A 25,928-nucleotide genomic window follows, 5' to 3' on the forward strand; every position below is an offset into this window, starting at 1 on the left:
TTTCGCAAATGGGGGTCGAATGGAACATGTAAGCGTGTAACAAGGAGAGGGGATTACATCTATGACGTTACAGATCGGAATCATTGGAACAGGTTGGTTCAGCAAGGTACATGCAGATATTCTGGCACGAATGGAGGGCGTTCGTGTAGCAGCTGTCTGTGGAACAACGCTGGAGAAGGCGGAGGCTATGGCTTCCGTCTATGATGCTGTTGGCTACGGTGAACTTGAACATATGCTGGATAGTGAAAAGCTGGATGCGGTCTATATCTGTGTGCCTCCGATGTCTCACGGATCGATTGAAGCAGAGTTGATTCGCCGGGGTATCCCGTTCCTGGTGGAAAAACCGCTGAGTACAGGCATGGATATTCCTCGTCAGGTGCTGGATCAGGTACAGAAGTCCGGATTATTGACATCGGTAGGGTACCATTTCCGTTATCAAGAGGCTGCACAGGTTCTGCGACAAGCGATGAAGGAACAGACCGTGGGCATGGCGCTTGGACGCTGGATGGGCGGAATGCCGGGAGTTGACTGGTGGCGTCGCCAGGAAGGCTCCGGGGGACAATTTGTGGAACAGACGACCCATATCGTGGATTTGCTGCGGTATTGTGCAGGTGAAGTGACAGAGGTATACGCTGTAGCGGCTCAGCGCAGCATGCATGAGAAGCATGAACATGTCACGGTAGCTGATGTGGCGAATGTAACACTTAAGCTGGAGAGTGGTGCTATCGCGAGCATTGCCAACACCTGCCTGCTGCCAGATGGTGAAGGCGGCGCAGGGCTCCAGTTCTACACGGATGCTGGAGTCTGGGACTGGACACCTGAACGTCTTCTTCTGCCAAGTACTGCCCCTCATGCGATGGCAGGTCTGGAGATACCAGCAGGGCATAACCCGTATGAGCGGGAAAATGAAGCGTTCATTCATGCGCTTCGTACCGGGGACCGCTCACGGATCTTGTCTGATTATGCGGATGCGTGCCGCACACAGGAGATTACAACGGCTGCCTTGGTTTCGGCAGATTCCGGACTGCCGGTACAGCTTCAGCCATCCAAACATCTCTCGCATTAATCCTTTTTTATACGTACCGAAGAATGTGAACCTGTAAAAAACAAAGACGCCTGAATCCTAAAACTGATCCACAGATCAGTTCGATTCAGGCGTCTTGGTGTTGAACATGAATCTGGCTACTTAGACTCTTGCTGCTTCAACCAGTCTGAGGACCAATTGTAGATCTGGTTAATGACGGGTTCAATGGCTCTGCCTTTTGGAGTCAATTCATACTCTACGCGAGGCGGAATTTCAGGATACATATGCCGGGTTACGATACCTTCCATTTCCATTTCCTTCAGACGCTCGGATAGCAACCGACCGCTAATCGCCATTTCTGCTTCCAACTCTGTGAATCGTTTGGGTCCGGATAAGAGTTGGTACATGATGAGCAGTACCCACTTCTTACCGATGATATCCATGGCCTGAGTAATCATGCAGGGACTAGGCGATTTTACTTTTCTCAGCTTCAACGTGTTCACCTCGATTCTAGTATTGGTGGATTTGATTTGTTTCGTATATATAAAAGTGCTTGGCTTTCTGCCGCTCTGACCAAAGTAAGGGACAACGAGTCAACATGTTCATACGAATAATGCCCTAACAACCTTTTTAATGTATTATACACTATTCGTCAAAAAATTACTTGAATAAATAATGTTATTATTATATACTCACTTCATAAAAGTAAGTTAATGATTATTAATAGGTATGATATAAACACATACTAATTTCGCAGGTGCAAATGGCTAATTTTAAAATAGAGTTACGTTGTAACTTTTACATAGATTGCTTTTTATACAACAGATGGATATAAAGATTTATTTACAGGAGGATTATACATATGAACAACGGCTTACGAATTTTGGGATATATCGCACTGATTGTGCTTGCAGGTGTATTTGTAATGTCAGGGTTTAACAAGGTCAGTGGATCAGAGATGATGGTGCAGACTTTCAAAGGGTTCTCCTATCCAACCTGGACGATGTATCTGATCGGAGCAGTGGAGCTGCTCAGCGCTGTAGGTTTGCTGATTCCGCGTACGCGTATTCTGGCTTCGGGAGTGCTGACGTTCATTATGATTGGGGCTGTGGGAAGTCATCTGATCTATGGACAATATGCGGCTATTCCTTTCCCGGCAGTGTTGTTGGTTGCCAACATTATCGTTCTGATTATGGGCATGCGTAAACTGGAAGCAGAAGAAATGAATATGGACGCTGTGCAGGTCTAAGGGCCAAACTCTGGAGTACAGATATGAAAAAGGTGACCACTGTGATTGAGCGGTAGTCTTCTTTTTTTAATGATTTATCTCAAAAAAAAGAAGAACCCACGGAGTTCAACGGGTTCTCTTGCAACGGGACTTCTTTAAACGGAAGGTCTCCTGAATATAAATAAGCGACTAAATTCCTATTATAGTAGTTTTTTAAGTTGGGAGACGCGTCCTTGGCTAATGCCAAGCTTTTCCGCAATCTGCTGTTGAGCCAAGCCAGGGTTCTGTTCAACAATTTCCTTCATCTGTTGCAGCATACGTGCCGTCTTGGGTCGCAAGTCCGGGTACTCATGATTGGCAGCTGTAGTCCCTTCTTCTGTTGATGGAGATGAGACTGTGGCGGATTCGGTAGCAGGACGCTCCACGGGTGCAGGAGCCTGTTTGTTCTGAGGAACGAAAAATTCGGGAGTGTCATCCGGGTGTTTTAATTGAATTGCACAAGTCCGGCAGATGAATTGCTCTTTGAAATACATTTCCGTATCCACATCACCGCAAAAAATACACAACGTTGATTTGTACTTTCTCAAAATCAACTCTTTCCCTTCAATGAAAAACTCAAGCGGATCGCCGATATGGATTTCCATCGTATCCCGCATTTCTTTGGGAAGGACAATTCGTCCAAGGCGGTCCAGAGATCTCTTCATTCCGGTTCTTTTCATCGCATCTCCCCCGCAATATTCACAATTAAAACCTGTCCTTATTGTAAGGAAGAAAGGGCTTTAATACAACAATAATATTTCAAAAAATAGGGTTAATTCTATCTTTTATGGGAAAATAAGTTTGGATAGCACGGGTGCAACCGCCAATGTGAACAATGCGGCCAGTACCATGGAGATACTGGAGATGGTGCCTGTCAGTGAACTGAGCTCGAATGCCTTGGATGTTCCTGTTCCGTGGGCACCGGTTCCAAGCAGCGTCCCACGTGCAATCTCGCCATCGATGCGCAGCATTTTCACAATGGATGGACCCATAATCGCCCCGAGCAGACCGGTCATAATGACAAAGACTGCCGTAACGGCCGGAATGCCGCCAATGGTAGCCGATACGTTCATGGCAATTGGAGTCGTAATGGATCTCGGGATCAGACTATGAATGAGTCCTGAATCCAGACGCAGCCATTTGGCGAGCAGGGCAGAAGAGAGGACTGCCACCACGGAGCCTGTCATGACACTGAAGACGATCTCGGAGATATGCTTTTTGAGTACATGGAAAAACGTATAGAGCGGTACGGCAAAGGCCACCGTTGCAGGTTGAAGCAGCAGACTTAACCATTTACCGCCGTTACTGTAGGCAGCATAATCCGTACCTGTTGCGAGCAGCACGCCGACGACAAGAAGTGGCGTAATCAGCAGCGGAGACAGATAAACCTTGGGCAGATTGCGATACATGCGTTTGGCTACCCAGTAAATACCGACGGTTAACAACAGGCAGAGGAATCCAATCATCCGGTGTGACGCTCCTTTCGTTTGGCAATCCGGGTGGCAACCAGGCCTGTGCAGGCCATGACCAGAAATGTGCTGAGCAGAACAATAAATAAAATTTGCAGTCCGTCATGCTCGAGCATCGGCATGTAGTTCATAATGCCGACGGCTGACGGGATGAAAAAAAGCAATAGCTCACCGAGCAGCCAGGCAGCGCCAATTTCGATCCAGCGCAGCTTCACGACCCGGGTCTGAAGCAAAATGAACAGCACAACCATGCCAAGTATGGAACCTGGTACAGGCAGATGGAGAGCACGGGCCAACTGGTCCATGAGCAGTGAAAAGGCCATCAAGAGCGCAACTTGCAAAATGCCAAGGCCCCATTTCTTCACTTCAATCCCTCCTTGTATAATGAACGTGATGATTTTGATTTATTTATGAAAATGAATGGAAACGTTGTTTGATATCACAAATTTTACATCGCATTCTTTCATGAGTAAAATGCATATTAAGAATGTTTATCATTCCATTTATCTATGAGAGTTGGGGATCAGACAGTGGATATCCGCCATTTGCAATATTTTCTGGAAGTCGCTCGGCAGCAAAGCTTCACCAAAGCAGCCGAAGTGCTGTTCATTACACAACCGACGATTAGCAAAACGGTTAAAAGTCTGGAAGACGAACTGGGTGTAACCCTATTGGATCGTTATGGGAAGAAGGTGGCGTTAACGGATGCTGGGCATGTCTTTTTCCGGCAAGCGCTGGAGATTGAAAAGTCATTTCGCAGCCTGTCGTCCGAGCTGGACGATCTGATGAATCTGAAGAAAGGGCATCTGCGGATCGGTTTGCCTCCGATGGTGGGGTCCAGCTTTTTCCCGATGATTATTGGTGAGTTTCACAAAGCCTATCCACAGGTGACTATTCAGTTGTTCGAGGATGGTGCCAAAAAAGTGGAGGCCGATGTTATCAGTGGTGCACTGGATATTGGGGTTGCCGTATTGCCAACGGTGGATGAACTGGTAGATCATTTTGTTTTTGTGAAAGAGAAGCTGAATCTGCTTGTCCACCCTTCGCACCCGCTTGCGGGTAAAGACTCTGTCGCGCTGCGTGAACTGGAGCATGATGCTTTTGTGCTGTTTCGGGAGGATTTTGCGCTGCACGACCGAATTATCGTCGCCTGTCAGCATGTGGGATTCCAGCCTCGGGTAGTGTATGAGAGCTCCCAATGGGACCTGCTTAGTGCGATGGTAGCGGCCAATCTGGGGGTGGCATTGCTGCCAGAGACGATATGCCGTGAGGTCGATCATATGCGTGTGCGCATTATACCCGTGGTGGAGCCCGTGATTCCCTGGCAGCTTGGCATGATCTGGCGGAAGGATCGCTATCTGTCTTTTGCGACCAGAGAATGGATCGGCTTCACACAGTCCATGCTGAGCGAATAAGAAATCCGGTGTAGACTCCAACTGAAAGCTATAGCGTTATATGAAAGCTATAGAGTGTATATTAAAATGACCCTCAACACGTGTTGAGGGTCATCTTTGTTTATTTATAGAACGAGTAATATTAATGTTCCTCTATATAAACAATAGGAGTATATGCTGCGTACAAGCTAATGTTGTTCCTGAAGTTCTGGCTGTGTTTTCTTCAGATACGCACGCCAGGTAATACACCACTGCTTCGGATCGTCCAAAGATGATTCGTCGTTGCGGTGCACCGTGCTGCTGTGCGGAGCCGATTTGACGATATCTGGCTGTGTATAGGCTTCGTTCGAGATATGCTCCAGCGCATGGATATATTCGTCGAGGTCTTCCTTGGAATAGGATTCAGTTGGCTCCAATGTGAACGGCTGTGGAACAATATATGGGTGATGAGAGGTCCAGTAATGCAGACCGAAGTCACACATTCTCCGCGTAATATCCTCCGTCGTTACTCCAGTCTCATCGGTGAGCTGCTTCCAGCTGTAGCGGACCTGTTCTAAACGACGTCCTTGGACATACGGGGCACTCGCTCCCCGTATTTGAACAATTTTATGATATAAATAGTTGTTATTCAGCACTGCCACCTGGGCGACATCCTTCAGACCGTCCGGTCCGAGACTCATAATCCAGGCGTAGGAGCGGAGTACGGTTTGGGCTACGCCGTGAAAGCTGCGCACTTTACCTATGCTGACTTCAGTTTGATCTTTCAAGATATACCGTCCGCCCGCTTCCTTCTCCACTAATGGCCCAGGCATGAAACTCTTCAGGGCGTCTGTCACCCCGAGAGCTCCCGTTGCAGGACCGCCGCACATATGGGGCGCAGCAAAGGTTTTGTGAAGATTGAAAAAGCACATATCAAAACCCGCTTCCTTCGCTCGTGTAATCCCGAGCAGACCATTGGCATTAGCCTGATCATAATAGCAGACACCACCAGCTTCGTGTACCACATCCGTAAATTCGCGGATACGATGGTTATAGATGCCTGTATCCTCCGGATTAGCTACAACAAATCCGGCTGTCCGCTCGGAGACAACGTTCTTCAGCTTCTCAAGGTCCGGGAACCCATCTTCGTCTGGATGCAATGTAATAATCTTATATCCCTTAACGGCAGCTGTAGCGGCCTGGGAAGGGTGAGAGAAGATCGTTGTAATGATCTCATCACGCTGCTCACCTTCACCGCGTGAATCATGATAGGCGCGGACGATGGAGGCCATAGCCAGAAGTGCCTGGGTTCCGCTGCTCGGTTGAAAGGAGAACGCATCCATACCGGAAATCTCACGCATTGCCAGATCGAGATTATGGAATATTTCGAGCATGCCCTGAACAGAATCCACATCCTGTAGCGGATGAAGCTCGGTCATACTTGGATTGCGGATAAGCATTTCGTTAATCCGGGGAATATATTTCATCGTGCAGGTTCCCTGGCCAATTTCCACATTCATATCCGATCCCAACGTTTCCTGGGATAGTCTCAGATAATGCCGTAGCACCTTGGCTTGCCCGATTTCTGGCAAAGCCGGCGCATTGCGCCGCCACATGGACACCGGTATGCTGTCTTCCGCGCAACCTACTTCAGCAGAAACAGCCGCTTCCGTTCCCGGCGGGATAACGCCCCGCTCTCCGGGTCGATGAAGTTCAAAGATAACGGGCTCATCCCATTTCGCTTGGTGAAACTTACGAACCTTATGGTCTCTGCGAATCCGTTTCATGGCGTTAGTCCTCCTCTATATGATCATTATGATGTGCTGACAATGGAACGAAGAGCATCGACAAGTCGGTCCAAATCCGCCTGAGCATGCGTTTCCGTGACGCAGTAGAGCGCGCATTGACCCCACGCTGGATAAGATAAAGATAAATCCTTACCTCCGAAAATCCCTGTCTCCATTAATCTGTGGTTGATCTCCTCAACGGTTAGCCCCGTGTCATTAAAGTCAACAACAAACTCCTTGAAAAAGGTGCCACTTTCGAAGCGAAGAGACACACCTGGAATTCGTGATATCTGCCTCGCAGCGTAATGCGATTTCTGGATAATCGTGCTACCAACCTCCTGCATTCCGACAGGACCGAGGAGGGCCAGATATACTCCTGCCGTAATGCCCCATAAAGCCGTCTGAGTCCCTACCGATTCCTTGCCTTTCTCCCGAAGAGCGAATGATGTACGTTCGTAGGCAACATCCCCGAAGCCATATTCGCCTTCCACCTCTGTTGGCACGATGCCAAATAGTCGAGAAGGGTATTCCATGACATACTTTTCCTCATCACGTGTTGCGATGAAGCCAGCCTGCCCACCGCCAAAGTTCATATGCATACCTAGCGGCTGTAAATCTCCGCAAATGATATCCGCCCCGTAACGGCCCGGAGGCTCCAGAACTCCAAGTGATATGGGGTCAACACCTACAATAGAAACAGCATTTACCTTATGAGCCAGCTCAGATATCTCAGCTCCCTGATCCTCAATGATTCCAAGGTAACCGGGATTTTCAAAGTATATCGCCGCCGTATCGTCACTTAATTTGTTACGCAGATCATTTAGATCCATTCGTCCTGTCACCTGATCGATGTCAACATACTGGAGATCCATGACCGGGGTGCAGTAATTACGAATAATTGCCGCCTTATCTGGATCTACAGAACGAGGGAGCAGTACGATTTTGCGCCCTGTAATACGTCCCGCCATGCGGATCGCGGTGGAAGCCGCCTGAGCCCAGTCAAAGGTTGGAACATTCACGACATCCATATCCACCAGTTCGGCAAGCAGGCTCTGATACTCGAACAGGGCCTGGAACCGACCATGGTCTTCATAAGGCTCTCCAGCATAGGCTGTCACGAATTCAGAACGTTGATTGATCTCGTCGCATACGGCCGGGATGAAATGCTGCCAGCATCCTGCACCCAGAAAATTAAGATAATCAGCACTGTGCTTGTTCTTCGCCAGCAGTCCATCAATATGTCGGCGCAGTTCATACTCGTTCATGGTTGGCGGTAGGTCCATCTCCCGCTGCAGCTTCAGGCTGTCAGGAATTGCATCATGGAGTTGCTCCATAGATGTTAAACCAATTTCTTTCAGCATCGCGTCCCGGACCTCCGGAACGGTATTTGGAATATAGGGATGGGCATATGTTCTGTTGTCAGCCACAATTAACGCCTCCGTTCATATGTTGGGAAAATAATCTTTCTTATCCGCCCTAAGCTATTCCGCCTCCGTCTACGACCAGCACACTGCCCGTTACCCATGAGGACAAGTCACTCGCCAGGAACAATACAGCATTCGCGATATCATGCGGTGTACCTAGACGCTCCAACGGTCTGCCTCCTGCAGAGGCAATCAGAAATGCTGACTCATCTTGTTGTAGCTGCTTCGCTTCGTCACGCAAGAGCGGTGTATCCGTATCCCCTGGTGAAACACAGTTGACTCGAATGTTCGCTGCGCCATGGTCGATAGCCATGGCACGTGTCAGGTTGACAACGCCAGCCTTGGCTGCGCAATAAGCTGCTGCGCGGTCTCCGCCTTTCAGTCCCCAACCTGAACCTGTGTTAATGATGCTGCCGCCGCCGCTTTGCTCCATAATGGGAATTACATATTTAGAGAGGAGGAAGACGCCTTTGAGTGAGACATCCAGTACAAGATCCCAGTCTCTTTCATCCAACTCGGTAACCGTTTTGCGGCGGATGACCCCGGCGTTATTGAACAGGACATGAATTCCTCCAAGAGCTGATTCAATCTCTGAGGCTGTGCGTTCGCAGTCTGCGGCAGAGGTCACGTTGCAGCAGTAAAAGCTGGCCTGACCGCCCTGTTCACGGATACTGGCGACGGCCTCGTTACCCGCAGCTTCATTGATATCAATCAAGGCAACATGTGCCCCGAAGCTCGCCAGAAGCTCAGCGGTGGCCAGCCCAATGCCTGATGCTCCGCCAGTAACGACGGCTACCTTGCCAGATAAATTCAAAACGTCCTGTGTATTAAGCATGTTGATCTTCCTCCATTTCATATTGCTTCGCTTCTGTACGCATGCGTCGGCTCAGCCGTTCAGGAGAGCTATCCTCTGCCATATACGCCTGAAGCAAGATGCGGAACCGGAACGCTTCTGGCTTAACTGTATTTTCAGGGGACTGTGCTGGGCCACAGCTGTTGCTTCCCAGTCCATTCTGTCGGTAATCCAGATTCAGTGTGATGAAATCTCGAGGTGCCAAATCACTCATATGCTGGGCCTTCTCCAGATCACCATCTGTGTAACGTCTAGCGCTGAAATCTAGCGTTGGGGTTCCTGCTGCCAGCAAACCGATTCCTGCTCCATCAGCTATTGACATCCACCTTACATCTGTCCGATTTCCGTTCTCTTGCGGATAAATATACGAAGTGAACAATCCATCTACACTGCGTTGATATACGCCAAAGCGTCCGGCCTCCCGGCTATCCGAATAGCTCTCACCCGGCCCGCGCCCATACCATTTCACATGGTCCATATCAACGGGCACTTCCATCTGAAGACCGATTTTCGGGAGCATAGCGGGTGGTGTTCCCTCTGGCATTCCCTTCACATCCATCATGATTAGTCCACTTGCAGTTACCGTATAGGACGTTTCACACCGGAAGCCCCAATCGTGGACGGGTGGTGCTATGCGAGAAGTCCAGAAAACACGTACTGTCGTTTCGTCCAGCTGCTCCCAACGAAAATTGTCTATTCGCTCTGTTAGTCGATCAAGGTAAGCTTTGCGCCAATCCGGAAGCACATACATATCGTTATCAATCGGTGCGCGCCAGAAATTGAGTCGGGGTCCATGTTGAATGAGCTCCTTTCCGTTCAGGCGAAGGGACGTAAACCCTGCACGTAGACGGTCAAATGAAATACGGAAACTGTCATTCGCAATGACTAGCTCGCGTCCTTCTTCGGTAACTGACAATTTCTGCTCTACAGACATCTGCGATATGGAAGATGTGGCTGAGCTTGAATGACTCGGCAGTGCAAACTGTGCCCAAGCTACCTCATGCCCTTGCTCCGCCCAAGCGCAGTCTGCTGCCAGCGTAAATCCGACATTCAGCCACATCTCTGTACCCGGCTCAAAATGAATCGACTGTTGATCTGTCAAATCCAAATTTGGAATCAATACGTCCGCGCTATCACCCGGACTAATCTGCGGAAGTACGAGTACACCACTGTTAACGGTTCGTCCATCAGCCGTGACACTGTAGTGGACCTGTAGATGATCCAGTGTCACGAAATCATAACGGTTTGTTACGCGAATCTTTCCTGCATCTATCATTGTGACCCTGACGGGTTCGATGATTTTCTTATATTCAATGAGTCCCGGAGAGGGGGTGCGGTCTGGACGAACCAGCCCGTCAATAACAAAATTACTGTTATTCGGTACATCACCGTAATCGCCGCCGTAAGCATAGTCAACCTTGCCATCGATTAATTTTTTGCTTAGTCCATGATCGATCCATTCCCAGACAAAGCCGCCTTGAAGGCGCCGATAAGTATCAAATGTGTCAAAATACGCCCGTAACCCTCCGGGTCCATTGCCCATTGCATGAGCAAATTCGCATAGAATATGTGGCTTCGGATGATCCGTTAGCTGGCCGAAACCTTCCATCTTCTCCACGGAAGAATACATCGTGCTCACCACATCACATACTTCCGCTTCACGGTCCTCTTCATAATGAATAAGTCGTGTGGAATCATTGGCTTTGCACCACTCAGACATCGCGCGGAAATTGCAGCCGAAGCCCGATTCATTGCCAAGCGACCAGAAAATTACGGAAGGGTGATTCTTGTCGCGTTCCACCATACGGTGGATACGGTCAACATAGGCATCCTTCCAAGCCGGGTCGTCGCTAAGACGTGAAATATTGCCCAGCGGCTCAAAGCCGTGCGTTTCCAGGTCCGTCTCTTCCATAACGTATAATCCATACTCATCACATAGATCATAGAATCGCGGGTCGTTTGGATAATGTGCCGTCCGCACGGCATTGATGTTGTGCTGCTTCATCATTAGGATATCTTCGCGCATGGTGGATACCGTAACAGTTCGTCCCGTATCTGGATGATGGTCATGTCGGTTCACGCCTTTGAGAAGAATCGCTGCGCCATTAACCAAGAACTGTCCATCCCTGACCTCCACACGGCGGAACCCGACTCGTTGGGCAATCGTTTCTATAACTTGATTCTTCGAATCTACCACCGAAATGATCAGATGATATAAATAAGGAGATTCGGCATTCCATAAGGAAGGCTTCGCCACAGGCAGATTGAACTCAACACTTGAAGGATGGTTTACATTTTTCTCAGCAGACAGGATCTGCGCTCCAATTTTATTCAGCAGTTGCAACTGTATTTTGCCCTGAACTTCTTCTCCATTAAGGTCTAAGCGGACCGACAGTACCGCATTCGTAAACTCTGTATCTAGCTCTGTTACGATTCGGTAATCTGTAATGCGTAACGCTGAAGGCTCGGAAACCAGATAGACATCCCGGAAAATGCCACTCATCCACCACATATCCTGATCCTCCAAATAACTACCGTCAGACCACTGGTAAACCCGGACTGCCAATCGGTTAACTCCCACCTGCAGGTAAGGGGTCAGATCAAATTCCGATGTCAGGCGACTGCCTTGACTGTACCCGACAAACGAACCATTCAGCCATACATGAAATGCGCTATCTACACCGTCAAACTTAAGTGAAACAACTCTTCCGTCCCAATGGTCTGGCAGCGTGAATTCCCTTACGTAGCTACCCGTTGGATTATCATTAGGTACATGAGGAGGGTCGACAGGGAATGGGTAGTATAGGTCCGTGTAATGCGGATTTCCGTAGCCTTGCAACTGCCAATGGCCAGGGACAGGGATATCATCCCAACCCGAGGTGTCGTATTCATTTTGATGAAAATCCGGGGGGGCCAGCTCAGGCCCCTCAGCGAATTGGAATTTCCAAATGCCGTTCAACGATTTGAACCACGGAGAGCTTCCTCTGTCATAGCTCAGAGCATCTTCTTTATTGGAGTGAGGAATAAAATAGGAGCGACTCTTCGCGCGGTTTCTCTCCAGCACGCTGAGGTTATCCCAGTCGCGCCCAATGTTCATAACAGTCATGATCGTCATTCCCTTCCTCTATCTGTGTGTCCTATCCTTTAATACCTGTCGTTGCAATTCCGCCGACAATGTAACGCTGGGCGAAGAAGAAAATCGCAAGCGGCGGAATTGAAATTAAGCAGGTGATGGCCATGATGGACTGCATATCAACACCGTACATGCCCTTAAATTGAGATAGGCCAAGCGTCAACGTATATTTTGTCTGATCATTCAGGAAAATGAGCGGTCCCAGATAATCATTCCAACAACTCATGAACTGGAATACGGAAACCAGGATCAGCGAAGGTCCCATTAGCGGCACAATGATTCGGAGCAGAACCGTCATTTTACTAGCGCCGTCAATCGTCGCTGCTTCATCCAGCTCACGGGGCAGGGTCATAATGAACTGCCGTAACAAAAAGATATAATAGGCAGAGCCAAACCACGACGGAATAATCAGCGGTTTAAGAGTGTTGATCCATCCCAAATAGTTGAATTCCATATACTGCGGAATCATGGTTACTTCCCACGGGATCATCATGGTCGCCAGAACGACAAGAAATAGGAAATCACGCCCTTTAAACTGAAATCTGGCGAAGCCGTAAGCGACGAGCGTACAGGATATCAGCTGACCTATGGTGGATAAAACCGTAACGAGCAGTGTGTTTTTTAAAAATAAATTAAAGGGCTGGATGTTCCATGCCTCTGCGAAGTTACTGAATTTCCAGTCGGCCGGAATCCATTTGGGAGGAAACAGATAAAGCTCCTGCGGTGATTTCAGTGCCGTGGTCACCGCCCAGAAGAGTGGGGCGATGAACAGCAGTGAGAATACAATCAGCAACACGTAAGCAAATACTTTTTTCATCAGGCCCGCCCCCTTTTACTGGTTTTAAGCTTCTTCTGCGGATTCTTTTTCATTTCACCTTCATAGAACACCCAGGCTTCCGAAGATTTGAATACCAGAAACGTCAAGGTAAGCACGATCAGAAACATAAACCAGGCGTTGGCGGCAGAGTAACCCATTTTAAAATATTTGAAAGCGTTCTCATACATATACATCGCATAGAAATAGGTTGATTTCATTGGCCCGCCTCCCGTGAGTAGCAGGGCAAGAGTTAACTGCTGGAATGCTGCAATAATCGATGTGATGAGGTTGAACAGAATTGTTGGTGTAATCATCGGAATGGTTACACTCAAGAACTTTCGGATTCTACCTGCTCCGTCGATTGAAGCGGATTCGTACAGGTCCTTGGGAATGCCTTTAAGTCCAGCCAGGAAAATAAGCATCATGGATCCTTGTCCCCAGAGGCTGGCAACGACCATCGCAACAAGCGACCAGTTCGTATCATTCAGCCAATCGGGCCCCTGGATGCCAAGGACAGACAAGAAATAGTTCAGAATTCCATAGTCTCCGCTGTATACCCAGGACCAGATCATAGCAAGCGCCACACCTGAGATGACAGAGGGGAGATAAAATGCCGTACGGAAAATGGCGCTTCCTCTAACCCTTTGGTTTAGCAGCATCGCAAGTCCGAGTGCGACTATAATATTGAGGGGAACGAAGAGGGCTGCAAATTTCAGTGTTACAAATAGAGATTTCCAAAAAAGTGGATCATTCGAAAACATCTCTACGTAGTTGTCTAGCCCGATAAAAGTTACCTTACCGACGATTGGCCAATCAAAAAATGAAATGACCAGTGAGAACAGCAGGGGGCCTAAAGTGAAAACAACAAATCCAAATATCCATGGGAAGATAAAGAGGTAGGGCGCAAGCCCACCCCATTTGCGTTTTTTCAAGGCCTTAAGGGTAGCTGTCGGTTCCGATGTATTCTGCAGGTAGGTCTGAGCCATCTCCTAACCTTCTTTCTACAAGTGTTATTTCAAATATCGCTCGCTGTCCTTAACCGCCTGATTCAGTGCTTCTTGGGCATTGCTGCCGTGCATGACTGCTTCCACCGCAGCCGACAGCTGTCGGTTCACTTCATTCCACTTCGGATTGAGTAGAAACGCAGGTGTATTGTCTGAACGCTCAAGCATGGTGTAATAAGGCTTATAGAGTGGGTCCTGATCCTTCTTGAGTTCGTTTACAACACTTTGTCGTACTGGCAGGTCAGCAACACGCATTTTGATCGATTCATTAGAGACATAAAATTTAACGAATTCCCATGCCAGGTCTTTGTGCTTGGAGTCTTTAGCAATAGACAGGGCGGATTCTGCCAGTACACCTTTAACCGGTTTGCCTGGAAAAGCAGGAATTTCGACCGTACCTACATCAACTCCCGCTTGTTTGAATGATTCGAGCGGCCAGATTCCGCTTTCCCACATGGCGATCTTACCGCCTTTAAAAATATCATCACCGCTTTGCTGGCCTTTACCACCTGTAAGCACGGCGGTACCGTTCTTCACCATATCCCCAAACATTTGGATAGCTTCAGCGGTTTCTTTACTGTTCATGTAGCCTTCGATGGTTTTACCATCCGGGGAAATAAAGGAGCCGCCATTACTCCAGACAAAGCCCTGTAAGTCATACGTATCATTCTCGGCACGGGCACCAAAGCCGTACTGCTTCTTGGAATTGTCCGTCAACTTCTTAGCGATATCCTGGAATTCGCTCCATTCCCATCCGTCTTTAGGATAGGGTACACCGGCAGCATCAAAGAGCTTCTTGTTATAATAGACGACACGAGTCGTGAAGCCTGCCGGAATGCCGTATAGCTTATCGTCGATTTTTCCATAGTTGAACAATCCTTTGTAAAAATCATCTATTTTCAGGTCTTTATCCTTTTCTGCGTAGCTATCCAGTGGTTCAAGAGATTGATGGTAGGTAGGGAAGTCCCACATGTACATGACGTCTGGCGGGTTACCCGCTCCAAAACCTGCGGCAAGCTTCTGGTCAAATCCGTCCGCATAGGCCTCAACCTGCACCTTTGTACCGGGATGTTCTGCTTCAAACTTTTTGGCGATATCCTGCTCAATTTTGAGCGCGTCCCCCGTGTCCCAGGTTGCAAAACGAAGCGTCTTCGTCTGATCCGAACCGCCGTTCTCCGGATTGGCTGTTCCAGCGTTACCGCTGCATGCAGACAGTATAGATACCATCAGCGTCGTTGCAAGCACAATGAGTGAAGTTCTCTTTTTCATATTGTCAGCTCCCTGTCAGTGAGGTTTATAATAATTGAACCGCTTTCATCGTAACTCGAATGAAAGCGGTTCAAAACGTGTATCTATTCGAATGTTGTTGTGATTTTGTTCGAATTATTGAAGCAGGTGTCAATCTGTTCGGGACCTGTCGTCTTTTTGTTGGGCACGGTAATGGCTCGGTGTCTGACCCGTACATCGTTTGAACCATTTGCTAAAATATTTGCTATCGCCAAGTCCTGTCCGCTCCGCAATTTCCTGCATGGTTAGATGTGTATCCTGCAGTAAGCCATAAGCAAGACGCAGTTTCCGTTTATATTGGAAGGCAATGAAACTATCGCCGACAGCCTTCTTAAAGAGAATGGAGAAATGACTGCGGCTGAGCCCAACCTCTTCCGCCAGTTCGCTGGCTGACCAGTCAGCTGCGGGATTAGCATATAGTAAATTCACGGCTTTCCAGATCGAATCTGGCCATTGATTTACGGATATCCCATACAGTTTCTCTAGCTCAGCTTCTTTATGAAGGTTTTGGAACGCCTGCTTCAGATCATCGCTGTGGAACAAGGATTCTTTGCGAGTCCACTTCAGCTGACTGAATTTGCTCTTGCTCTCTACCAAAAGGCTGTCTGCAGACCCTCGCAGCGAATCAGGAACGATCCAATAGCAGTATTCTTCTCCATAAGGAATGATCGTACCCTCGCGCATGCTGCGTTCATTCTTCCCAGCATCTTGTAGTAGCTCGGTCCACATTGCTCCGCATTCTGCCGTTCGAATCAGATATATCAACAGCGGCTGACCATTAAAATGCCATTGACCGCTATGCAGCTTCTCCAGCTCCTCTGGAAATTTACAGCTATGCCCGTTCAGCCATGCAAAGAGCAATGTTTCCATTCGTTCTTCGTCTTTTGGAGAGGCTGGGGCGAAGACAGACAGTTCCTGCTGGAACTTCTTTAACATTTCTTCAAGTTCTTCGTCCTCAAAAGCGGTTTTCAAAAGATATCCGGATGCCCCAAGTTGAATTCCCTGCTGTGCGTATTCAAAATCTCGGTGGCAACTGAGCAGAATTATTTTTGTCTTCGCCGCCATCTCTTTTATCTTCCGAGACAGCTCAATGCCATCCATCTCTGGCATTACAATATCTGTAATTACAATTTCAGGCCTATGCTCCAGAAAAGCTTCCCAGGCTTTTTGTCCATTGGGCGCGTCAGCTACAACTTCCATTCCAAATTTCTCCCAAGGTACGGTCGAACGTAGACCTTTCCGTACAATACTTTCATCATCTGCAATCAGTACCTTAATTCTCTTTGCTGTATCCATCCGGGCGCTCCTCCTCTTTGGGCCAATGAATGACAATCGCTGTACCTTCACCCTTAGTCGAATGTACCGTAAGCCCGTACTGTGAGCCGAAGTGCAGTTTGAATTTCTGGTCTGCATTCTGTACGCCTAATCCTCCGCGCCCACGACGTTTCGGATCTGGAAGAAGCAGACGCTCCCGTTTCTCTTCCGTCATACCCGCTCCATTATCCCTGAGAATCAGCAGAAGCTCATTCCTTTCTACTACGGTGACATCCAGCTTAATTACACCTATCCCATCCGTGAAGCCGTGGAAAAATATATTTTCAAACAGCGGCTGCAGAGTCATACGCGGAATCAGATACTGCTTCAGCGAGTCTTCACAATTCAGCTCATAGCTGAACACATTTCCGTACCTGATTTCCTGAATTTTTAGAAAATGCTCTATCATGCGTAGCTCTCTGCCCAACGTAATCAGTTCCTGCGATATATCCAGGTTTCCTTCTAACACCATCGTTAAGTGATATAACATCTGACGGATATCATCAGCCCCTTCCAGACGGGCCTTCCACTGAATGGAATTCAACGTATTGAACAGAAGGTGGGGGTTAATCTGATAATGGAAAGCCTTCAGTTCCGCTTCCTTCTTGAGTCGTTCGCTCTGTTCCACTTCTTGTACGAGCGATTGGACACCGCTTACCATCCGGTTAAAACTCATATCAAGGCTACCTAGCTCATCTTTACCTTCGATCGGCATCCGTGTATCCAGCTTACCGAAGCTGACCTTCTTCATAGAATCCTTTAGCGTGCGAATACGCGCTGTAAACCTTGATGAAAACAGATAGGCGAGTCCAAAAGCAAGCAGACATGAAATAACGGCCACGACAATGGTATTCGACCGAATAATGCCCGAGGATAGGTAGAAGGCTTTGGCAGGCAATCTTGCTTCTATGGTCCACTGGTTCACGGCAAGGGTCCGAATCCATGTAATATCACTATCCTTCTTCGTAAAAGTGGAGGCGCTCTCATACACAATCCTTCCATCCGAAGCTTTAATGGTCAGATGCGACTTCGTATCTGTTTCAAATAGTTTGAACATATGGATCAGTTCCTGCGCATTCTCCTCTATGAGTATGGTACTTCCGTTTTGCGTCCCGTTGGAGTTATGAATCGGAACAGCGAGCCCAAGGACGGGAAGATTCGAATCACCTGAGCTGCTCATTGCGTGATTTTGCATATAAAAGCCGAGCCAGTATATTCCTTTATAAGAAGCGGGTTTTGTCTTCCATTCTGGAATATTTTTCAGCTTATCAACATTCAAATTGTTCTCTCCATAATAATAACCAGAGGGAGTAATGATATAGATTCCTGCGGTTAGATCTGTCCGCAGCGATTTGAGTAGGGCTTCAAAGTCATTCTTCTCAATGATTTCACTATAGCTTACAGGTGCCTGATTTCTTAGATCTGCATGGGCGGGGTCAAGCAAATACGAGTAAATCGTCTCACTCATTTGTTTCATTCGGCTTAAAGATGAACTTGTTTGTTGCTCCAACTGCGCTACAGCATTTTCACCATATTTGCCAAACTGGGAATTGATAATTTTGGCGGACTGGTAGTATGACAACGCACCAAGCGAGAGCAGAGGAATCAGAGTGACGATGAGAAAACAGAAAAGCAGCTTGGTCCGTATACTGCGATAGGAACCAGAGAAAATGCGTTTATTAAGCTGCCTGATCCATTGGACGTTCATAAACGATTTCCCCTCTCGCTATAACTACATCTACCTGCATTCTAGCATGGACAGATAGCCTATAGAAGAATCCAATCATTTCATGGTAACGCTTTCAAATTGTTGTGTGCAAATAAAATTTCTCGGGGAAACGGGAAAAGCACCTCTCCGTAAGCCGTTTAAAACAGCTTTACGGGGAGGTGCATTATTCGTTTTAGGTTGTGTACTCATGCCCCAGAACCAGGAACACACTCGATGTCCATGTGAACGCCCTGTCACGTAGGCCTTCACCAGTCAGCGCGTCGAAATTCTCTGCCATACCACTCCGGCTAAGCATATTGCAGAAGCGGCGTGATACTTCCCGAGCCAGTTCCAGGTCACCAGCTGCGGCTGCGCCTTCCACGAGAAGCATGGTCGATGGTGCCCAGATCGGTCCGCGCCAATACCCGTCTGGTATATAGTAAGGGCTGCTTATGCTCTCGGTCGCCCAACCGTTTTCCGTAAGGAATCGATTCTCCTCCCGCAGCCCTTCCAGAAGAACATCTCTGATTGATTCAGGCAGGCGTTTACCAAGTAGAATCGGAACGAATAACAGCAGACTGTCTCCCGCTGAGGGCTCATGTGTACCTGAGCGTAAGGAGATAAATTTTCCATCTTTCCAGAAGTGGCTGATCATCTTCTCCAATGTATCATCCGCCAGTTTTCTCCATTCAGAAGATTCCTCGGTAAGCCCAAGCAACCCTGCAATTTCAGCAAGAAGCTCTGTCTGGATAATCAGAAAGGCAGCTAAATCTGGGCTTTCTACAGGTATTCCATTATTAAATGCAGTGCTGTTATCCCAGCCGGAATCATTACCGTGGTTATACTGAGGGATCCCATCACCATCATCATCACGATACCGGAACCACCATTTCGTCCACTTGGACAATGGACCGTACACTTCACGAAGCTGCGACTCGCGGATAGCATCCGTACGTTGCATCATCCAAGCTAGTGTCCATCCATGAATAGGAGGTTTGTTGCAGTTCCACAGTTCATATTTATCGTTCACAAAGTCAGGAATCAAGCCACTTTCATCTTGTCGATCAAAAAAGATCATGAACTGGTCCCATGCAAGTTTTGGATCATGACGAACAAGCGCCATCGCATTGAAACAGTGGTCCCAGCTCCATATATTTGTCATCCAGTTCTTCGACATGTACATGGCAGGACGCGTCAGACATCCCTCCGCCGGAACCAGGCAGGACCAAGTAATGTAAGCCGCCAGTTCCCGCGCATCCTGCCAGCGATCAGGGATCGCAAGACTACTGTCAAGCCACCGGTTAAACTCAGTCCGAACCGCTTCTGCGTCATTATCAAAGGACGCCCATTTTGGCCGAGGCTCCCATACGGTGCGGAACTCCTCAACGGCAAACTCAGCTGTATTCGTGTCCATATCCATACTGAACTCCGCGATTACGCGTGAGCTCTTGATTTTATCCCACGGCACTTCCAGCTTCATGTCGCCTACAAGTCCAGTCAGCATGAATCGGCATTCATGGGTGAAGCTGTTCACTTCCCAGCTGTCCTTATTTACCTCATATGCATAATCATAAGTTGAGGGAATAAAGGTCAACCGGATCCCACCCCCTTTTGAACGGAATCGGACCGTGCGGCTATCCGATATACAGATTTCGGCAAAGATTGCCGACCCTGGTGAATTCAGCCTGACGATTTCTGGAGAAGCTTCTGCCGTGAATGGAATCGTCTGATTCTGCTGATCCAGCAGTTCAATACGGAACGCTTCGCCAAATTTATCATCTCCACCCCGTACAGTTCGAAGGTAGAGGCCCTGCTGTCTATTCTTGCTTTCAGGCAGAAGAGAGACTGCAAGGAACGACTCTCTGCGGCTGAAGGGTACAATGTTCAGGTCAAATTTCATGATCGTCCTCCTTCAACAAGGAATAATACGCTCTCATTGTAAACCGCTGCTCAAGGAACAGGAACGTCCAGGTGTCTTCGCTAAAGAGGGGAATTTGTTGGCAATGGATGAATCGGGTGGTTATAGGTGTCTTTTTGTTAGAGAATTGGGGAGAAAGTGTTAGATATAGAGGGAATAGAAAGAGCCCATGAATCAGGTCGTTATCGGACCTTTCACGGGCTCTTGTCTTTTTTATCATGAATTAAAAGTGAAAGATAGGTTCATTGTGCATGTTGGATCATTTTACTGCATTTCGATTAGGCAACTGAGTTAGATAACTATTGGATAAATGAAGAAGATCCAATGCCCGTCCGTACTGTTCCTTCGTAATATAGCCAGAAGAAGTTGATTGCTCTGCCGAAATTACATCCTGTCTTCCTGCATTCGCAAGAGAGTAATGGGTTCCATCTCCATATCCCGTCGCAGGAACGAACAGTGAAGCATCGTTCAATACGGAACCGGAGGGCAGGTAATAGCGCTCTGGCAGCAGATTATTTCCCTCACGCAGCAAATCCTGCCCAAAATGCAGTTGGTTCTGGAGAGAGGCACCGGTCAACCCGGCGATCGTTGGCAGAATATCCACCTGTCCTCCGATCTGTTCCAGCTTAGCTGCCGGGGTGATGCCAGGAGCGGTGACGATGAGTGGAATATTGATCATGTCCGCGGACGTGTATTCCCGACCGTAGATTTCCTGCATCAACTTCTCGTCAGTCCGATCCAGCGAGTAGATAGGCAGACCCAGATGGTCCCCGTAAACGACCAGCAGGCTATTTTCCCATAGTCCGCGTTCCTTAAGTCCCTCGATAAACTGCCCCACGGCCTGATCGGCATAATGCTGGGATACAAGATAATCCCCTGGCAACGTATTAACATACCGCTCCGGCAACGTCAGACTCTTCTTATCTTCTGGTAAATGGTAAGGATGGTGCGCAGACATGGAAATAATTTGTGCGTAGAAGGGTGATCCTGAATCCTGCATGGCCTCCAGTTTATCCAGTGTCTTGCTGTACAACACTTCATCCGATGCCGAGAAGGCGATGGAATCTTCAGTTCCAAAATAATTAATGTCATAATAATGGTCGAATCCAAGCGCCCTGTACAACTGATCTCGATTCCAGAAGTGCACATCATTCGTATGGAAAGTGGCTGTCTGGTAGCCGTTCGCGGACATCAATCTGGGCAGACTTGGGAGCTCCTTATTGGCATAGACGGTAGCTGCGGCCCCGTTGGGCGGCGTGTAGAACGATGTATTCACCACAAACTCGGCGTCCGACGTATTGCCCTGTCCCACTTGCTGATAAAAGTTGGGGAAGTACAGGCTCTGTGCAGCCAATTGATTCAGATGGGGTGTAACCTCCTGTCCATCCACCTGCAATCCGATCAGGAAGTTCTGGAATGATTCGAGCTGGAGGACAATGACGTTACGTCCTTTGGCTGCGCCCTGCTCTACAACAGCAGGCAATGCTGTCGTTTGTTTAATCTCGTCGATATGGTCCTGATCGATCTTATCGATGGGTACGGGCTTATCAGGGCGGTCAGCCAGAATGGTATACGCTTCATAACCGAGAATTCCCATCTGCTCCGCTTGTGTAATCTCGCTCATGCTCGCCCGGTTAGGGTATATGTTGAGCATGCAGAGCACCATGGACAGCATCAGGATGACCGAGGCAATCCGTCTTCTGGCGCGTCGTTCAAGCGGTATTCTGCCTGAACGTTCGGTCACGCCGAGCTTGACCCGGCGAAGAATGAGTATCCCTGCAATAACCAGAATATCCGCAAAAATAAACAAATAATACGGATCGAGCAAAGAGAACATGCTGCTCTTGACCGAGGTTACCTGATTCACTTGTGCGAGGGCGTGATAATTGACAATGACACCATAATATTTGTAGTACATAATGGCTGCGAAGAAGATACCCGACAGAATCAGATCTAGCCCGAGGTAAAGCCACATCCGGCGTTTCGCTGCGAACCATTCAATCAGACAGAAGCAAATCCAGATCAGCGGCAACTCTGTCAGAAGCGGTTTCCAGACGGGGATGTCATCGAAGATTACAATCCAGGCCAGAGAGCTTTTGATCATCATAATAACGGTGAACACTATAAACGGTCCGCTTAGAAACCGGGTGAGTGAATTGCGTGACAAGTTACCGCCTTCCTTCCTTTCCGAAGTTTCATTTAACAAGTATTATGCTATCTCATGGCATGTTGTGTCAAAAAGTACCCAACTTCATAACCGGCTCGCCATTCATAAGCTCGAATATGCAAACAACCCCTTCCAATGGAAGAAGAGGCGGAAGAGGCTGTTAATTGAAAGTTTAATGATGCTTGCCCAACGTGCAGCATGATATCTGTAAAAATATATATCCAATTAAAAGCCAAAGTTTCCCTTTGGATTATTCAATAGTGAATGTGGTGATGAAAGACGGTCTTGGGAACATGGTAGGCTTCTGTGCTGTCAGCCCTTCACTCGTGCTGCGGTTGCGGTGAGCATGATTGTAGGCTTGTGACTGCTGCCAGTTTTTGAAATGATCTTCGGACTGCCAAAGGGTAAGTACGACATACGTATCGTCCTTTAGCGGACGAAGCACACGAATGCCGACAAAGCCGGGTTCGTCTTCCACTTTGCGTGCACGGTTCTTGAAACGTTCCTCGAAGTCGTTCCGTCCATCTTCTGTTACGGGTATATTGTTCAGAACAGCGTAACCGCCACCTGTCCAGGAGCCTGCGGCATCAAAGGCTTCATACGCCTCTACGTTGTCATCGGACTCGATGTTCATCAGACGTTCTGTCGATTCAATGGCCAAACGAACCTGTTCCTCGCTGCGCAAAGTCAGATGCGGATATGCAGCAATTGCATCCGGAATCGGTGAAGGTACCAAATAGATATACATGGAAGCTGCCTCCTTATTTACGTACATTCTCCCCCCAACATAACATACGGGAAAGGGCGAGTCCAATCCGCTGATTGGCTGGTTTGAGCACTACTTTTCGTGATAAAGTATAAAGACTACAATCAGAACGGGTGATCGCATGACAACCGCAATTCGAATATCAGTCAGGCCTTTGGTGGAATATGTGTACCGCAGCGGCAGCATACGTCCAGGGTTTCGTACGAATGCATCGATGCAGGAGGGAACCCGAATACACCAGCGGGTGCAGAAGGATTACACAGAAGAGGATCTAAAAGAAGTGGTTCTCGAAGTGGAGCTGCAACATGGCGACTTAACCTACGTGGTGGAGGGCCGATGCGACGGGTTGATTCGTCTGGATGGACAGCTGACGGTGGATGAGATCAAATCAACTGCGGGAAACCTGGACGATCTGGGCGATGGGGCCCCTGTACACTGGGCGCAGGCTATGATGTATGCCTATATGTATGCTGTTCAGCATGATGAACCCCGTATGCAGGTACAGCTTACATACGTGCACACCGTGAGTAATGAAGAAAGACGGTTTCGTCGGATGCTGGAACGGCAGGAGCTTGAACAGTTTGCGGCAGAGCTGGTGGCTGGCTACGCGCCATATGCAGAGATGATCGTAGCCTATGAAGAGAAGCGCGATAGAAGCGTTCGAGAGCTGCCCTTTCCTTTTCGCAAATATAGAGAGGGACAGCGCAAGCTGGCAGGAGCGGTATACAAGACGATTCGTGAGGGGCAGGGACTGATGGCGAAGGCGCCAACGGGTATTGGCAAAACGATGTCCGTACTGTTTCCCACGGTCAAGGCCATTGGTGAAGGGGAAGCCAAGCGATTGTTCTATCTGACCGCAAGAACGACGACGCGTGTTGCGGCAGAAGAGGCTTTTGCCCGGATGCAGGCGGAAGGATTGAAGATGCATGTGATCAGTCTGACCGCGAAGGACAAGATCTGTTTTAAGGAAGAAGAAGCCTGTGATACGGGACAATGTGGCATGTGTGAAGGGTATTATGACCGTATTAATGGGGCCGTGCTGGATATGCTGGAACATGAGACGTTAATGACACGCCCGGTTATTGAACAGTACGCACGCAAGCATCGGGTATGTCCATTTGAATTTTCACTGGATGCTGCGTATGCAGCGGATGCAGTGATCTGCGATTATAACTATATTTTCGACCCGCGTATCTCTCTCAAACGCATGCTGGAGGAGCAGAAACGCAAGACGGTTTTACTGGTCGATGAGGCACATAATCTGGTTGATCGGGGCCGAATGATGTTTTCGGCTGAGCTGGAAAAGGCGGTTTTTCTGGATGTCAAAAGGGAGTTCCAAACGCTGGGCAACAGTGTGCCCGCCGCCAAAGCCATCGCTGATCGTACGGGTGCCATCGACAAATACCTGATCACGCTTCGCAAGAACGGTGGAGATGAAGGCAAAATATTGCAGCAGGAAGCACCCGAGGAACTGATTGAACTGCTGGAGCCTTTTGTCATGGTTGCAGAGCAATGCCTTGTAGAAGGGGGTTCGGGTAATGCCGAGACGGATGAATTGCTGCTGGAAGCTTATTTCACCGCACAGAATTTCTTGCGCATTGCCAAGCTGTACGATGAACGCTTCATTACCTATGCAGAATGTGTGCGAAGTGAAGTACGAGTGAAGCTGTTCTGCCTTGATCCATCCGTGCTGCTGCGCCAGACGGCCAAAGGATTCCGTTCCACGATTCATTTCTCTGCGACATTGTCACCACTTGGCTATTACCGGGATATGCTAGGTGCGGAGGAAGAGGATTATACCTTACGTATCCCTTCGCCGTTCCAGCGGGAACAGCTTGATGTGAGATTGCTGCCATTATCGATTCGCTATCGGGATCGTGAAGCTTCGAGGCAGCCTATTGCCAATATGCTGCGCCAGTTGGTTGCCGAGTGGCCCCATAGCAACCTGCTCGTCTTTTTCCCTTCTTATCCGTATATGCGCGAAGTACACGGGACGTATATGGAACAGCCTGGCGAGGCAGAAGTCGTGATGCAGGAGCAGGGCATGAGTGAAGAGGAACGGGAGGCGTTTCTGAACGCGTTCCAGCCACATCCGGAACGAACACGATTGGTATTTGCCGTTATGGGCGGTGTATTTTCGGAAGGTGTGGATCTGCCGGGTGATCGTCTGAACGGCGTTGTGGTGGTCGGGGCGGGACTTCCCCAGATTGGTCTGGAGAACAACGTACTCCGTGATTATTATAGTCGGACAGGGCGCAATGGATTTAATTATGCTTATGTATTCCCCGGCATGAACAAGGTATTGCAGGCAGGTGGCAGGCTGATACGTACGGAAGAGGACAAAGGTGTTCTGGTGCTGGTTGACGATCGATTCACCCAGGAACCGTATCGTTCATTGCTGCCCGAAGAATGGCAGGACTACACACGGATTTCACCCCAATAATTAATGATATTTATATGAATTGAACTAAACACTTACACGGGAACGGAGAGGGCAGAAATAACCTGAAGAAGCGAAGCTACAAGCTTTCTGTAAGAAAGCTACTTCGGAAGCAAAGGCTTCGCCTTTATCCCCGGATTTTCCCGTTTGAAAAAGGGAATCCAAAAAATCTGGGGA

The 25,928-nt window shown here is 48.4% G+C and carries 20 protein-coding genes; 4 read left to right on the forward strand and 16 right to left on the reverse strand.

What is annotated here, in order from left to right:
* Window positions 1-61 precede the first annotated feature (61 nt).
* Window positions 62-1,066 carry a Gfo/Idh/MocA family protein gene (locus ACFTRD_RS22440; protein ID WP_379383886.1) on the forward strand — a complete coding sequence of 335 codons (1,005 nt, stop codon included), beginning with the start codon at window positions 62-64 and terminating at the stop codon, window positions 1,064-1,066.
* 116 nt (window positions 1,067-1,182) lie between these two features.
* Here the strand turns inward: ACFTRD_RS22440 and ACFTRD_RS22445 are convergent, their stop codons facing one another.
* The gene (locus ACFTRD_RS22445; protein WP_192272957.1) at window positions 1,183-1,482 is read right to left on the reverse strand and encodes a winged helix-turn-helix transcriptional regulator; all 300 of its coding nucleotides are present in this window, start codon (window positions 1,480-1,482) and stop codon (window positions 1,183-1,185) included.
* A gap of 404 nt (window positions 1,483-1,886) precedes the next feature.
* On the opposite strand from ACFTRD_RS22445, the gene ACFTRD_RS22450 reads away from it, so the two are divergent.
* Complete coding sequence (locus ACFTRD_RS22450; RefSeq protein WP_192271573.1) at window positions 1,887-2,273, forward strand: DoxX family protein; 387 nt, start codon at window positions 1,887-1,889, stop codon at window positions 2,271-2,273.
* Between the two features lie 179 nt (window positions 2,274-2,452).
* On the opposite strand, the gene ACFTRD_RS22455 is transcribed toward ACFTRD_RS22450, so the two are convergent.
* The 3 genes from ACFTRD_RS22455 to ACFTRD_RS22465 form a co-directional block, all read right to left on the reverse strand.
* The gene (locus ACFTRD_RS22455; protein ID WP_379383889.1) at window positions 2,453-2,971 is read right to left on the reverse strand and encodes an AbrB/MazE/SpoVT family DNA-binding domain-containing protein; all 519 of its coding nucleotides are present in this window, start codon (window positions 2,969-2,971) and stop codon (window positions 2,453-2,455) included.
* Between the two features lie 105 nt (window positions 2,972-3,076).
* Window positions 3,077-3,757, reverse strand: a complete 681-nt coding sequence (locus tag ACFTRD_RS22460; protein ID WP_192271567.1) for a CidB/LrgB family autolysis modulator — start codon at window positions 3,755-3,757, stop codon at window positions 3,077-3,079.
* Window positions 3,754-4,125 carry a CidA/LrgA family protein gene (locus tag ACFTRD_RS22465; RefSeq protein ID WP_379383893.1) on the reverse strand — a complete coding sequence of 124 codons (372 nt, stop codon included), beginning with the start codon at window positions 4,123-4,125 and terminating at the stop codon, window positions 3,754-3,756. The genes ACFTRD_RS22460 and ACFTRD_RS22465 overlap by 4 nt, the downstream gene beginning before the upstream one ends.
* A 165-nt stretch (window positions 4,126-4,290) precedes the next feature.
* On the opposite strand from ACFTRD_RS22465, the gene cidR reads away from it, so the two are divergent.
* Entirely contained in the window at window positions 4,291-5,175 is an 885-nt protein-coding gene (gene cidR, locus ACFTRD_RS22470) for a cidABC operon transcriptional activator CidR (RefSeq protein ID WP_379383895.1), read from the forward strand.
* 167 nt (window positions 5,176-5,342) lie between these two features.
* On the opposite strand, the gene gcvPB is transcribed toward cidR, so the two are convergent.
* From gcvPB to ACFTRD_RS22530, 12 genes are all read right to left on the reverse strand, one after another.
* The gene (gcvPB, locus tag ACFTRD_RS22475; protein ID WP_379383897.1) at window positions 5,343-6,920 is read right to left on the reverse strand and encodes an aminomethyl-transferring glycine dehydrogenase subunit GcvPB; all 1,578 of its coding nucleotides are present in this window, start codon (window positions 6,918-6,920) and stop codon (window positions 5,343-5,345) included.
* A gap of 26 nt (window positions 6,921-6,946) precedes the next feature.
* Window positions 6,947-8,347, reverse strand: coding sequence for an aminomethyl-transferring glycine dehydrogenase subunit GcvPA (gcvPA, locus tag ACFTRD_RS22480; RefSeq protein WP_379383899.1), 1,401 nt, complete (start codon window positions 8,345-8,347; stop codon window positions 6,947-6,949).
* 49 nt (window positions 8,348-8,396) lie between these two features.
* A complete protein-coding gene (locus tag ACFTRD_RS22485; RefSeq protein WP_379383901.1) occupies window positions 8,397-9,179 on the reverse strand; it encodes an SDR family NAD(P)-dependent oxidoreductase in 783 nt (260 codons plus the stop codon).
* The gene (gene ebgA, locus ACFTRD_RS22490; RefSeq protein ID WP_379383903.1) at window positions 9,172-12,303 is read right to left on the reverse strand and encodes a beta-galactosidase subunit alpha; all 3,132 of its coding nucleotides are present in this window, start codon (window positions 12,301-12,303) and stop codon (window positions 9,172-9,174) included. The genes ACFTRD_RS22485 and ebgA overlap by 8 nt, the downstream gene beginning before the upstream one ends.
* Window positions 12,304-12,334: 31 nt before the next feature.
* Complete coding sequence (locus tag ACFTRD_RS22495; RefSeq protein WP_379383905.1) at window positions 12,335-13,147, reverse strand: carbohydrate ABC transporter permease; 813 nt, start codon at window positions 13,145-13,147, stop codon at window positions 12,335-12,337.
* Window positions 13,147-14,133, reverse strand: a complete 987-nt coding sequence (locus tag ACFTRD_RS22500; protein ID WP_379383907.1) for a carbohydrate ABC transporter permease — start codon at window positions 14,131-14,133, stop codon at window positions 13,147-13,149. The genes ACFTRD_RS22495 and ACFTRD_RS22500 overlap by 1 nt, the downstream gene beginning before the upstream one ends.
* Before the next feature lie 24 nt (window positions 14,134-14,157).
* Complete coding sequence (locus ACFTRD_RS22505) at window positions 14,158-15,420, reverse strand: ABC transporter substrate-binding protein (protein ID WP_379383909.1); 1,263 nt, start codon at window positions 15,418-15,420, stop codon at window positions 14,158-14,160.
* A 129-nt stretch (window positions 15,421-15,549) separates the two neighbouring features.
* Complete coding sequence (locus tag ACFTRD_RS22510; protein ID WP_379383911.1) at window positions 15,550-16,734, reverse strand: response regulator transcription factor; 1,185 nt, start codon at window positions 16,732-16,734, stop codon at window positions 15,550-15,552.
* Window positions 16,712-18,460: a sensor histidine kinase gene (locus ACFTRD_RS22515; protein WP_379383913.1), complete on the reverse strand. Its 1,749-nt coding sequence runs from the start codon at window positions 18,458-18,460 to the stop codon at window positions 16,712-16,714. The genes ACFTRD_RS22510 and ACFTRD_RS22515 overlap by 23 nt, the downstream gene beginning before the upstream one ends.
* Before the next feature lie 193 nt (window positions 18,461-18,653).
* On the reverse strand, window positions 18,654-20,360 hold the full coding sequence (locus ACFTRD_RS22520) for an amylo-alpha-1,6-glucosidase (protein ID WP_379383915.1): 1,707 nt from the start codon (window positions 20,358-20,360) through the stop codon (window positions 18,654-18,656).
* A 277-nt stretch (window positions 20,361-20,637) separates the two neighbouring features.
* On the reverse strand, window positions 20,638-22,485 hold the full coding sequence (locus ACFTRD_RS22525; protein ID WP_379384444.1) for an LTA synthase family protein: 1,848 nt from the start codon (window positions 22,483-22,485) through the stop codon (window positions 20,638-20,640).
* 310 nt (window positions 22,486-22,795) lie between these two features.
* Window positions 22,796-23,293 (reverse strand): antibiotic biosynthesis monooxygenase family protein, encoded by a 498-nt coding sequence (locus ACFTRD_RS22530; protein WP_379383917.1) that lies wholly within the window; start codon window positions 23,291-23,293, stop codon window positions 22,796-22,798.
* Between the two features lie 139 nt (window positions 23,294-23,432).
* On the opposite strand from ACFTRD_RS22530, the gene ACFTRD_RS22535 reads away from it, so the two are divergent.
* Entirely contained in the window at window positions 23,433-25,754 is a 2,322-nt protein-coding gene (locus ACFTRD_RS22535) for a helicase C-terminal domain-containing protein (RefSeq protein ID WP_379383919.1), read from the forward strand.
* Window positions 25,755-25,928: the final 174 nt, after the last annotated feature.

The organism is Paenibacillus sp. NPDC056933 (assembly GCF_042674385.1).
Taxonomy (GTDB): domain Bacteria; phylum Bacillota; class Bacilli; order Paenibacillales; family Paenibacillaceae; genus Paenibacillus.